The organism is Kallipyga massiliensis ph2, from assembly GCF_000311985.1.
In the GTDB taxonomy this organism is placed as follows: domain Bacteria; phylum Bacillota; class Clostridia; order Tissierellales; family Peptoniphilaceae; genus Kallipyga; species Kallipyga massiliensis.
Window position 1 is genome coordinate 978849 of the sequence record NZ_HE978585.1, and the last position, 11384, is coordinate 990232.

Genomic DNA, 11384 nt, shown 5'->3' on the forward strand with positions numbered 1-11384 from the left:
GGGAGGTTTGTGGGACACGGCCCATGCTAGGATGGGGGAGAGAGGAGGAAGTATGACCTATCAGATTGCTTTTATTGACCGGGACCGGTCCTATGCCCTACGGTGTAAAGAAGGCTTGGAGGAGAAGACCAGGGGTCTATTGAAAATTCATTTTTTTACCAACTGGAAGCAGGTGGGGGATCTTAAAGAGTTCTTCCATCCCGACCTCATTGTTGCAGATCATCCTCCCGGGGAAGAAGACCTTCCGGACCTATCCCTTTGGCCCCTCTATTTGTTGGTGGATCCGGAAGACGATCCGGTACTTCCGGACAAACCCGGACCGGACCAGGTCGTCACTTGCCTTTGGACACCCAGGCCGGGAAGAGGGCCGGGAGAGATCTACCGTTATCAGGACCTGACCGGCCTTCAAGAAGCTCTTTTCTTGGCCCTGTCTTTTCAGGCCACAAAGACCAAGGCGGAAGGGATAAATGAAGTTTCCCTCTTCCTCACCCCTTTTCGAGACTTCCCCCTTTCCTCCCTTGTTCAATCCTATTGTGCCTATCGGGCGGGTCTAGGGGAAAAGATCTTTTATTGGAACAGGGATCCTTTTTCGGATATGCCAACTGTCTCGAAAGGAGGATCTTGGTCAACGCTCTATTTGGCCCTTCTCAGTCAAAAAATGAACCTGTCCCTCAGGGTCAAGATGGCGGAGGCTGTTGATTCGCGAGGTTTTTCTTACTTTCCCCCTCCCCGATCCCCAGGAGATGGATGGAAGCTGGAGGATCGGGACCTGAAGCCGGTCCTCTCCTGCCTTGGATCCGACTATGACCGGGTGGTCGTGGATTGGCCGGGCCAGGCCTTCCTCTATGATGAGGACGTCTTTGCCGGAGGCCAAGCCCATCTCTGCCTACCGGGGAAAATTTCTCCTAGCCGGCTTGAGGGCTTGATGGAAGATTACCTGAGGATCCAACAAAGGCCCAACCTTCTATTTTTAGGGAAGGAAGGCAGGGAAGGGAAAATGGAATCGGCAAGAAGAAAGGGGTTTAGGGCCGCTTGGATCAATCCCTTTGAGAAGAAAAAAGATGACTTTTGGAAGGAGGTTGAAAATGACCTTTATGGAGGTGCCCCTCTCCTCCGGAACAGGGGATAACAATGCTCTTCAAGAAGAGAGAAGCTTTTGTTACCGGATGAAAATCAACGATCAATTTGACCCCCTGGCCTTGTCTATGTTGGAGAAAAATGACCTCCAATACTTCATCCGACCGACTGCCCAGTGGATGGAAGAGGAGGTCATCCTCCGTTATCCCCTTTCGAAGGATTTGGAAAGTTTGGCAGGGGGGAGGGAGTGGAAAAAGAATGATTTTCTTCACTTCCTCCGTCAGCTTCCTGCCGCCGGAAAAGAGGCAGGGGACTACCTCCTGATCCAGGAGGAAATTTCCTGGACTGATCGGCTCATCTTCATGGGGGCCCAGGGACCCAGGATTATTTATCTACCGGTCAGCTTGGCCGAGGGAAAGGTCCCCCTTGATCATTTCTTGAAAAAAATGATTGTGGAAGGATCTTTCTCCAGGGAGGGCTTGGATTTCCTCCCCGGCCTTATCGCCGCTATGGGGAAGAAGGATTTCTCCCTATTGGACCTTGAAGCCTTTTTGACATCCACTTCCTCCGAAAAGAAGGATCCCATCAAACCTCTCTTTCAGGACTATCCCTCTCCGGAAGAATTGATTAAAAAAAAGGAATCAAAGATAGAAAAGGTCCGGGAAAAAGAGGAGGCGGGGTCCATGACCCGGGCCGGAAAAAATGAAAAAGAACCCTCATTTTTTCAAGCCGATGATCAGAAAATAGGAAAGAAGAAAAAAGACAAAAGTTCGAAAAAACATGACCTCTCCCTCTACTATCTCCTGACCCACTTCTCTATGGAGAATTGGCGGGTTTTCCGGTCGCAGAAGAAAGCAGAAGAAAAATCGCCTCCGGAAAAACGTAAAAAGGAGGGAGAAACCCAGCTATTGAAGGGGTCAGGCGCTTTCCTCTGGTGGGACCGGAAAAAGCGGGCCATCCCCTTGGACAAGGTCCCCTTTGACCTGGGGTCAGGGGAGTCGACCAGCCTTCGCTTGGAAAGCCCCTACGTATCAAGAAGTCATGCTCAGATTCGCTTTGAAGAAGGAAACTACATCCTTGTCGATCTGGGCTCTTCCAATGGAACTTTTTTAGAAGGGAAAAGGCTGGATCCGGGCCAACAAGTCCCCCTCAAGGACCAAAATCAATTCTCATTGGCAAAAGAGGAATTTCATTTCTTCTCTGCCTAGCCCTCTCATCTTTTGAGGTCAATCCGTGGTACACTAGGTTTCCAGGAGGATTGACCGATGACGATTACCCAAAAACTATTAGATTGGTTCGATGCCCACCGCAGGACCCACCTGCCATGGAGGGAGGACCCCACCCCCTATCATGTTTGGGTTTCGGAAATTATGCTCCAGCAAACCCGAGTGGAGACGGTTTTGCCCTATTATGAACGTTTTATGGCCCGCCTTCCCGACCTTCAGGATCTGGCTGAAGTGGATGAGGATTCCCTCCTCAAGCTTTGGCAGGGTTTGGGCTATTATTCCCGGGCGAAAAATTTGAAAAAAGCGGCCCGGGTTATGGTTGAGGATCATGGTGGAAGAATTCCAAGGAACTGGGAGGATCTGACGGCCCTACCGGGAATCGGTCCCTATACGGCCGGAGCCATCCTTTCGATTGCTTTTCAGGAGCCCTACCTGGCTCCTGATGGAAATCTCTACAGGATCGGTGCCCGGATGACGATGGAGGAAGAGGAGATTGAAAAGTCCTCCAGCAAGCGGAGGGTGGAGGATTTCTTGAAGTCATTTTTATCGGAGGACCGGCCCGGAGATTTTAACCAGGCTCTCATGGACCTAGGGTCAGGCATCTGTCTGGCAAAGGGACAGCCCCTATGCTGCCTTTGTCCTCTACAGGAAGGTTGTCTGGCCTTCCGGGAGGGCAGGCAGAGCGAATTCCCTCGGAGAAAAGAGAAAAAGAAGAGAAGGGAGGAGGAGAAGACCCTCCTTCTTATTCGCCGGGGGGAAGATGTTCTTTTAGTTCGGCGCCCGCAAAAAGGTCTTTTGGGCGGCCTATGGTCCTTGCCTATGCTTGCCGGCCACTGGGATGAAAAGGAAGTTTTGGCCTGGATGGAAGAAAGGATGGGACAAACTTCATCTTCCTATTCGGTCCGCTACAATGGATCCTATCGCCATATTTTCTCCCATGTGGAGTGGGATATGATCTGTTATTTGCTCGAAGACTGTGAACCAAACCGCTTTCTTGTGGGGGAGAAGGATGGGGCCTTCCTCGCCTTTTCCTCTGATGGCGAAGGCCTGGAGGCCTTTGACGAAGCGGTATGGGCGGATCCGGAGGACCTGGCCCATGAGTATTCGATTCCCTCCGCCTTTCTTCCCTTCTTTACAGAGGCTGAAGTTGACGAGTCATGATCCCTATCCCCAAACACATTCTTTCTTCTTATTGATATAATAAAATATAAGATACATGGGTAATCGTCACTCAGTTTAAGGATAGGAGTCATCAATGGAAGAAAAACAGCAAGACTTGCGTTGGACGATCTCGGAGATGTACCGGGATGGGGAAGAAGTGAAGAAAGACCTGGATCAAGTTAAGGAAGGCATGGAGAAGATCCGGACCCTGTCCCAGGACCCGGGCGCCCATATCAAAGAGATCTTTGATGCCATCAACAAATATATGAGGATGGCAGAAAATGTCATCGTCTTTACCAATATGCAACAAGACCAGGATTCACGAGTATCCTCGGCCCAGAAGCTCAACCAGGAGGCTATGACCATCCTGACGGACTTTGATGCCTCCCTCTCCTTTTTCCGCCCCTACCTTTTAGGCCTGGGCAAGGAAGAACAGGAAAAACTCCTGGAGGATCCGGACCTTGCGCCCTATCATGAGAAGCTCGAGCGAATCTTCCGCTACAGCGAGCACACATTAACGGCTGACCAGGAGTACATCCTTTCCAAGATGTCTTTTTTGGAAGAAGCTCCTGAAAACATTTATTACTTCCTGACCAATGCGGACTTGACCTTCCCGCCCTTGGAAAGCAAGGGGGGAGAGAAGCTGACCGGGGAGAACTTCACCACCCTGGAACAAGACAGTGACCCGGCCGTCCGAAAAGAGGCTTTTGAGAACCTTTATTCCACTTTCAAAAAGTTCGGGAACACTATTTCGACAGCTTATTATAATAATGTCAAGGGCCTGACCACCTTGGCCGGGATTAAGAACTATGATTCGGCCCTCCAGATGGAGCTCTTTGACGACAATGTGGATCCCAAGGTTTATGATGCCCTGATTGAATCCATCCATAAGAATATGGATCTCATGCATCGTTACTACGTCAAGAAAAAGGAACTTCTGGGCCTTGAGGAACAGCATATGTATGATGTCTACCTGCCCTTAGTCAAGGGATCCTCCAAGACCTATACCTTTGAAGAAGCTAAAGAAGTTTGCATCGCTTCCGTTGCACCTTTAGGGAAGGAATACCAGGATATTTACCGGTCGGCCTTTGAAGACGGATGGATTGATGTTTATCCCAGGGATGGAAAGAGGGGCGGGGCCTATTCCTCCGGTTCCTTTGATTCCCAGCCCTATATCTTGATGAACTTTACGGGGACCCTGGACTCGGTTTTCACTTTGGCCCATGAAATGGGTCATTCCATGCATTCCTATTTTGCAAAGAAAAGTAACGACTACCTCTACTACAACTACACGATCTTTGCGGCGGAGACGGCCTCCACTTTCAATGAGAATCTACTCCTCTATTATCTGATGGACCATGCGGATACGGAGAAAGAAAAACAGGAACTCCTGGCCCACCACCTGGATTCCTTTAAGTCGACGGTCTATCGCCAGACCATGTTTGCCGAGTTCGAAAAGATCGTCCACGACCGGGTAGAAGCCGGTGAGGCCTTGACCCAGGAAGACTTTGACAAAATTTATGGAGACCTCAACAAGGCCTACTTTGGAGAAGCCATGATCTCTGATGATCTTATCGCCCATGAATGGATGCGGATTCCCCACTTCTACTCTAACTTCTATGTTTACAAATATGCTACGGGTTATTGTGCAGCCACAGCCCTGGCCCGGAAGGTGATTGAAGAAGGCCAGAGTGCGGTAGATAATTATTATAAGTTCCTAAAAGACGGTGCCCACCACTTCCCCATTGACCAGTTGAAAATGGCGGGCGTGGATATGTCGGACCCTAAGTCGGTTGACCTGGCCTTGGATGTCTTCAGGGATTTGGTTGAAAAGTTGGAAGCCATTGATGAGTTGGCTTAACTTTCTTGGCTAAGAGTGGGCGGAGAACGCCGATTGTCGCCCCTGTTCCGGGGAGTAAGGAAGAAAATTAAGGAGGTAATGATGGGTGTCATGGACAATATTGCCGGCTTCTTTACCGGTGATAACAAAAAAGTGGAAAACCAGGTACCTGACCAGGCCTTTGCCTATATCAACCACCTGGTCAGTGATGAGGAAATTGCCAAAACTCTGGATAAGGTAAGCAGAGTGGTAGAAATGAAGGATTGGCTCTTCTTCCAAGAGGAAGAGGGTCACTTCCCCTACAGGAATGAGTCCTTGGAGAAAGCCATCTATGTCGGCCAGGATGTGGAGGAAGCCGTCCGCTATATGAAGAATGGAGAAGGCTACCAGGGCGTTGCCCTTAACGACGATGTTCTGAAAACCATCCTGACCCGCTTCCTGACGACGATTGACGTTTATGAATTTACGGGCCTGGATTTTGACCTCAAGGGCCTTTACCGGCAGGTTTATTCCACACCCGGCGAGATGGTCAACTATATTATCGAAGAAAGACAGGGAAAACTGGACCAGATGGTCCAAGACTCTGCCCAGGTAGCCAGCCCTGACTTTGCCCGGAGACTCTATGAATATGACTTCCTCATCCAAAGAAATGGCGAAAAATCCATGGGGGACGGCAACCGTGTCAATGCCTACGCGAACGACCATGCCCGGGCCGTCTTCGAAAGGTACTTGAACAGGTTTGGGGAGGCCGAAGAAGCTTTTTATGGGGAAGATGAGCCGGTCCACCCACAAGAGGGCCCCGGCCAGAATCAAGATGATAAGAAGGAGTTTTAAGGGAAGAGAGGCTTGAAGAAAAGAGGGGAGGGCCGATGAAAAAATGGATCTATCGGCTCATCGAGCTTGTTCTGTTATGTATTATTCTCTTTTGTCTGTGGAAGATCGGTTCTTATTTTTGGGGGAGGAAGGTTTCCGATGATTCCTTCAGAAACTTGGAGCAGATGGTCGAAGAGAGAGAGAAGCCGGGGCAGACGACGGAAAAGGAAAAGAAGCTGGATTACCGGGCTTTGATGAAGGACCTCCGAGGGAAGAATGAGGACGTCATCGCCTATCTCCAGGTGGAGGGGACAAAAATCAATTATCCGGTCGTCCAAGCCAAGAATAATGACTATTACCTTCGCCGTGGCCTGGATAAGAAATACTCTTTCCAGGGGATTCCTTTTATGGATTATAGGAATAACCCCAATCTGGAGGACCAGAATACGGTGGTCTATGGCCATATGATGAATATCGGGACGACCTCCATGTTCGGTTACTTTCAGGATTTCCTGGACCAAAAGTACGCGGATGAGTCCCCTAAGACCCTTCGGATGATTAATGACCGTGGGATCTACCACTACCGCTTGCTGGCCATTAGTTACCTTCCCGAAGCTGCCGATTACAGGAATCCCCATATGGAAGAGGGTGAGTTCCTGGACCACGTCGATGACTTGATTAAAAAGTCAGAGGTGGATTTCCGCTATGGTCAGGCCATCTTGCCCCAGGATAGGATTTTAACCCTGTCCACCTGTACTCCCGACCAGGATGCCTCCCGACGTCTGGTGATTTTGGCGGTTCTGATCAATGAGGAGAAATAAATAGAATGTCTTGAACCAGGCCCCTCTCCGGGGCCTTTTTATTGCCCGGATGGGAGAAGGCAAAGAAAAAAAGTGAAAAACCCTTGCTTTTTTCTTTGTCATTGGTTATCATAGAGACAGTTGTTAGCACTCTATTATTATGAGTGATAGATCATAAAGCGAAAGATAAGTGTCTTAAAGGAGGCTTTTATGAAACTGATCCCACTTGGAGAAAGAATTGTTATCCAGAAATTGGAAAAAGAAGAAACTACAGCTTCCGGGATAGTTCTTCCCGCATCTGCCCAAGAACAGCCCCAGTATGCTGAAGTTGTCGCCATTTCCGACCAGTTGGAAAAGGATGAAGTCAATATCAAGGAAGGCGACCGTGTCATCTATTCCAAGTATGCCGGTACGGATGTTAAGTTTGGGGACGATGAATATATCGTCATCAAGATGGAAGACGTCCTGGCTATTGTTCAGGACTAATTGAATCGAATATTAAGATAGAGAAATAGGAGGTATATAGATGGCAAAAGATATTAAGTATAGCGATGATGCTCGCAAGGCTATGCAAGAGGGCGTCAACAAACTGGCGGATACGGTTAAAATCACTATGGGCCCTAAAGGGAGAAATGTTGTTCTTGAGAAGTCCTTCGGGTCACCGGTCATCACTAACGACGGCGTGACGATCGCCAAAGAAATTGAGCTGGAAGACCGCTATGAGAATATGGGTGCCCAGCTGGTCAAGGAAGTGGCGACGAAGACCAACGATGTGGCTGGTGACGGAACCACGACAGCTACTCTTTTAGCCCAAGCCCTGGTCCAGGAAGGCTTGAGAAACCTGGCCGCCGGCGCCAACCCCATGGTCCTAAGAAAAGGAATGCAGAAGACAACCGAGGAAACCATCCGGATTCTTAAAGACCACTCCAAGGAAGTGGACACCATGGCAGCGATCGCTTCCGTTGGTTCCATCTCCTCCGGCGATGAGGCTATCGGTCAGATGATTGCCGAAGCCATGGAAAAGGTGGGTAAAGACGGGGTGATCACCGTCGAAAACTCCAATACCATGGAGAACACCCTTGAAGTGGTAGAAGGTATGCAGTTCGACCGCGGTTACCTCTCTCCTTATATGGTCACCGATGGTGAAAAAATGGTGGCTGAACTGGAAGATCCCTACCTCCTCATCACCGACAAGAAAATTTCCAACATCCAGGAGATCCTGCCCCTCTTAGAGCAGGTCATGCAGTCAAGCAAGCCCCTCCTGATTATCGCAGAAGATATCGAGGGTGAAGCCCTGGCTACCCTGGTCTTGAATAAGATCCGCGGAACCCTCAACGTGGTCGGCATCAAGGCTCCCGGCTACGGCGACCGTCGCAAGGAAATGCTCCAGGATATTGCCATCCTGACCGGCGGCCAGGTCATTACCGAAGAGTTGGGTCTGGAACTCAAAAATGCCTCCATCGACCAGTTGGGCCAGGCGGCTAAGGTAAATATTGATAAGGAAAACACTGTGATTGTCGGCGGTCATGGCGATGCCAAGACCCTGGAAGAGCGGGTTGAGCACATTAAGAAACAGATTGAAGCTACCGACTCCGACTACGATCGTGAGAAACTCCAGGAGCGTTTGGCCAAGCTGTCCGGCGGTGTCGGCGTCATCCGCGTTGGTGCTGCAACGGAAACGGAGCTTAAGGAGAAGAAGCTCAGAATCGAGGACGCCCTCTCCGCTACACGTGCTGCTGTGGAAGAAGGTATCGTGGCAGGTGGTGGCGTTGCCCTTGTTGATGCTATCCCCGCCGTCAAGAAGTTCACCGAGAAGCTGGAAGGCGATGAGAAAGTGGGTGGAGCCATCCTCCTCCGGGCCTTGGAAGAGCCCCTCCGTCAGATCGTGAAGAACTCGGGACATGAAGATTCCGTGGTCCTCCACAAGGTCATGGAGATGGAAGCCGGCATGGGTTATGATGCCTACAAGGACGAATACGTCGATATGTTCGAATCCGGAATTGTCGACCCGACCAAGGTCACCCGGTCCGCCCTTCAAAATGCTGTTTCTATCGTCGCTATGCTTCTGACCACAGAGGCAGCGGTTACCGATATTCCGGAAAAGGAAGAACCGGCTCCGGTTCCCGGTCCCGGCTACGGTGCATATTAATCCGGAACAAACTGAATAAATAACCAAGCCAGGCAGGCCCTTCAGGGCCTGCTTGGTTTTTTTTCTTTGGATCGCTGTCAGATGCCCAAACTGTCCCAAATTGTCCCAAAAGATTCTAATTTATGAAAACTATACGTTTTGAACATAATTAAACACATTATTGATTAAAAAATGGACATATTTGAAACATCATGGTATTTAATTTCATCTGTATTTCATTAAAATAATAATCACTAGCCCTCCACTTTCAGGAGGGAGGCGGATTTCAAAAATCTAACAGAAAGGACGAAAAATTATGAATAATATCCAACGAAAATCCGAAACAAGAAAAGCGATTATTCAGCTCCTCCGTCAACACCAGTCCAATGTGGACAAGTATAGCCGGATCAAGTCAGACCCCACCATCAGGGAGTGGAAGGCCGATTACATGATGAGAAAGGCGACGGGCGGGATTGTTGCAGAAAACTATGAAAGAAAATCGGGAAACCGCAACGTCCATGCCTCTATTGAGGAGACCCTCCTTGTGGAAAAATCCAATGTATTTGACCAGATCCACAGGATTGAGCTCCAGATCCAGGTCGTTCGAATCCTCCTTCTCTCCCTCCAGGAGGAAAATGTCCGTTTGGTCGAACTCCGGTATTTCTGCCACCTGCCGGTGGAAAAGGTCTGTGAAGCCCTCTATTGCTCCCGGTCCACCTTCTATCGCCGTCATGACCTGGTTCTGGATGAACTGACTGACGAATTCGACCGTCTCTTTACGGAGGAAGACCGGGAGATCCTGATCGGGAAAAACTAATATGGTAAGATAGGTTTATTACAAGAGAGAAAGGAGGGTCCGGCCATGAAGATACTCCTGGTCAATTTAGACAAGGGGATGACGAGCGACTTAACCTATAGCTTTGAAAAAGATGGTTCCAAGACTTATATGGTTGGGGACATGGATCAGGCCAAAGCTCTGGCAGACCGGGAGGGGGTGGACCTAGTCCTTCTGGCGGGAAGACAAAATGATGGCGACTTCCTCCACACTATTGAACGCTTTAAGGAGGGCCATGGGCCCCTGGTCATCGTCTTATCCCAATCAACAGACCCCAAGGATGCCGTCCTGGCCTTGGAATACGGAGCGGATGACTATATGAAGGCCCCCATTCACATCCTGGAACTCAAAGCCAGGATCCGTGCCCTTCAAAGAAATCGGGGGGAGAAGGGGGACCAGAAACCCCTAACAGTGGACATTCCCCCTCTTCGTTTTCAACTGGTCGACCATGAGATCTCTTCCGGCGATCTTACGGTTTCCCTCTCCGAGATGGATTTTCGTCTTCTCTACACCTTGGCCGACCAGGCGGGTCTAACCCTGTCTCGGGAAGACCTGGCCTCCAAGCTTTGGGCAGATGATTCCTCCAGTCGTCTCCGGACGGTGGATGTCTATATCCAACGGCTGAGAAAAAAACTTTCTCGCTTGGGACTGGAGGATTTGGTGGAAACCAGGTGGAAAGAAGGCTATGTCTATAACAATGCGGATTGGACCAGGCCGGGTCAGTAAGGCAGAAGATGGCAGGCGATCATTGATGAGAAAGTTTGAATCGGGAAGAAAGGGAGGACCGGATGTCCATGCGATTGGATAAATTATTAGCCAACGCTCGGGTAGGCTCCCGGAAGGAAGTCGGGGTTCTCATCAAAGAGGGCCGGGTCATGGTGGATGGGGAAGTGGTCAATAAGCCCGGGAAAAAGGTGGAAGAAGGGGCCGACCTATTGGTGGATGGGAAGGCCTTGGAAGTGAAGCAACATGTTTATTACCTCCTCCATAAGCCCCAAGGGGTGATTTCAGCCACCAAGGACCGGAATAAGACCGTCCTGGACCTTATCCGCCCGGAAGACCTCCACAAGGGACTCTTTCCTGTGGGGAGGCTTGATAAGGATACAACCGGCTTTCTCCTCTTGACCAACGATGGGGGCCTGGCCCATCGCCTCCTCTCTCCAAAACGAGGAATAGAGAAGACCTACCTTGCCCGCCTGGATGAGGATTTGGATGAAAGTGACATCCGGGCCTTTCAAGAGGGCTTCCTTCTCCTTCCGGAGGGCATGGTTACCCGGCCGGCTCGGTTGGAAATTTTAGAAAAGACCCTTGGCCGGGTAACCATTACCGAAGGAAAATACCACCAGGTCAAAAGAATGTTTGCCAAGCGGGGAAAGGAAGTCTTACAATTGAAGAGAATATCCATGGGCCCCTTGAAATTGGGGGACTTGGAAGAGGGAACCTACCGCTCATTGAGTGATGAGGAAGTGGACCTTCTTAAAGCTCTTTGAAGAATGCGGTTTTC

At 49.9% G+C, this 11384-nt stretch carries 11 protein-coding genes; all 11 read left to right on the forward strand.

Annotated features, from left to right (window positions below):
* Positions 1-52 precede the first annotated feature (52 nt).
* The 11 genes from HGKM_RS04415 (at position 53) to HGKM_RS04465 (ending at position 11370) form a co-directional block, all read left to right on the forward strand.
* Positions 53-1129, forward strand: a complete 1077-nt coding sequence (locus HGKM_RS04415) for a P-loop NTPase family protein (RefSeq protein ID WP_019134133.1) — start codon at positions 53-55, stop codon at positions 1127-1129.
* A complete protein-coding gene (locus HGKM_RS09050; protein WP_019134134.1) occupies positions 1086-2285 on the forward strand; it encodes an FHA domain-containing protein in 1200 nt (399 codons plus the stop codon). The genes HGKM_RS04415 and HGKM_RS09050 overlap by 44 nt, the downstream gene beginning before the upstream one ends.
* Positions 2286-2342: 57 nt before the next feature.
* The gene (gene mutY / locus HGKM_RS04425; RefSeq protein ID WP_019134135.1) at positions 2343-3464 is read left to right on the forward strand and encodes an A/G-specific adenine glycosylase; all 1122 of its coding nucleotides are present in this window, start codon (positions 2343-2345) and stop codon (positions 3462-3464) included.
* A 94-nt stretch (positions 3465-3558) separates the two neighbouring features.
* Positions 3559-5325 carry an oligoendopeptidase F gene (gene pepF, locus HGKM_RS04430; protein WP_019134136.1) on the forward strand — a complete coding sequence of 589 codons (1767 nt, stop codon included), beginning with the start codon at positions 3559-3561 and terminating at the stop codon, positions 5323-5325.
* Positions 5326-5406: 81 nt separating this feature from the next.
* Complete coding sequence (locus HGKM_RS04435) at positions 5407-6138, forward strand: hypothetical protein (protein WP_019134137.1); 732 nt, start codon at positions 5407-5409, stop codon at positions 6136-6138.
* Between the two features lie 35 nt (positions 6139-6173).
* Positions 6174-6938 (forward strand): class B sortase, encoded by a 765-nt coding sequence (gene srtB / locus HGKM_RS04440; RefSeq protein WP_019134138.1) that lies wholly within the window; start codon positions 6174-6176, stop codon positions 6936-6938.
* Between the two features lie 189 nt (positions 6939-7127).
* Complete coding sequence (locus tag HGKM_RS04445; protein ID WP_019134140.1) at positions 7128-7403, forward strand: co-chaperone GroES; 276 nt, start codon at positions 7128-7130, stop codon at positions 7401-7403.
* A gap of 40 nt (positions 7404-7443) precedes the next feature.
* On the forward strand, positions 7444-9066 hold the full coding sequence (gene groL / locus HGKM_RS04450; protein ID WP_019134141.1) for a chaperonin GroEL: 1623 nt from the start codon (positions 7444-7446) through the stop codon (positions 9064-9066).
* A gap of 295 nt (positions 9067-9361) precedes the next feature.
* Positions 9362-9862: an ECF-type sigma factor gene (locus HGKM_RS04455; RefSeq protein ID WP_019134142.1), complete on the forward strand. Its 501-nt coding sequence runs from the start codon at positions 9362-9364 to the stop codon at positions 9860-9862.
* 45 nt (positions 9863-9907) lie between these two features.
* Positions 9908-10606: a response regulator transcription factor gene (locus HGKM_RS04460; RefSeq protein WP_019134143.1), complete on the forward strand. Its 699-nt coding sequence runs from the start codon at positions 9908-9910 to the stop codon at positions 10604-10606.
* A 68-nt stretch (positions 10607-10674) separates the two neighbouring features.
* On the forward strand, positions 10675-11370 hold the full coding sequence (locus tag HGKM_RS04465) for a pseudouridine synthase (protein ID WP_034579612.1): 696 nt from the start codon (positions 10675-10677) through the stop codon (positions 11368-11370).
* Positions 11371-11384: the final 14 nt, after the last annotated feature.

What these genes read in the sequence shown, in the direction of transcription:
- HGKM_RS04415 (WP_019134133.1), top strand. Translation starts at nt 53, where the DNA reads ATGACCTATCAGATTGCTTTTATTGACCGGGACCGGTCCTATGCCCTA.
- HGKM_RS09050 (WP_019134134.1), top strand. Translation starts at nt 1,086, where the DNA reads ATGACCTTTATGGAGGTGCCCCTCTCCTCCGGAACAGGGGATAACAAT.
- mutY (WP_019134135.1), top strand. Translation starts at nt 2,343, where the DNA reads ATGACGATTACCCAAAAACTATTAGATTGGTTCGATGCCCACCGCAGG.
- pepF (WP_019134136.1), top strand. Translation starts at nt 3,559, where the DNA reads ATGGAAGAAAAACAGCAAGACTTGCGTTGGACGATCTCGGAGATGTAC.
- HGKM_RS04435 (WP_019134137.1), top strand. Translation starts at nt 5,407, where the DNA reads ATGGGTGTCATGGACAATATTGCCGGCTTCTTTACCGGTGATAACAAA.
- srtB (WP_019134138.1), top strand. Translation starts at nt 6,174, where the DNA reads ATGAAAAAATGGATCTATCGGCTCATCGAGCTTGTTCTGTTATGTATT.
- HGKM_RS04445 (WP_019134140.1), top strand. Translation starts at nt 7,128, where the DNA reads ATGAAACTGATCCCACTTGGAGAAAGAATTGTTATCCAGAAATTGGAA.
- groL (WP_019134141.1), top strand. Translation starts at nt 7,444, where the DNA reads ATGGCAAAAGATATTAAGTATAGCGATGATGCTCGCAAGGCTATGCAA.
- HGKM_RS04455 (WP_019134142.1), top strand. Translation starts at nt 9,362, where the DNA reads ATGAATAATATCCAACGAAAATCCGAAACAAGAAAAGCGATTATTCAG.
- HGKM_RS04460 (WP_019134143.1), top strand. Translation starts at nt 9,908, where the DNA reads ATGAAGATACTCCTGGTCAATTTAGACAAGGGGATGACGAGCGACTTA.
- HGKM_RS04465 (WP_034579612.1), top strand. Translation starts at nt 10,675, where the DNA reads ATGCGATTGGATAAATTATTAGCCAACGCTCGGGTAGGCTCCCGGAAG.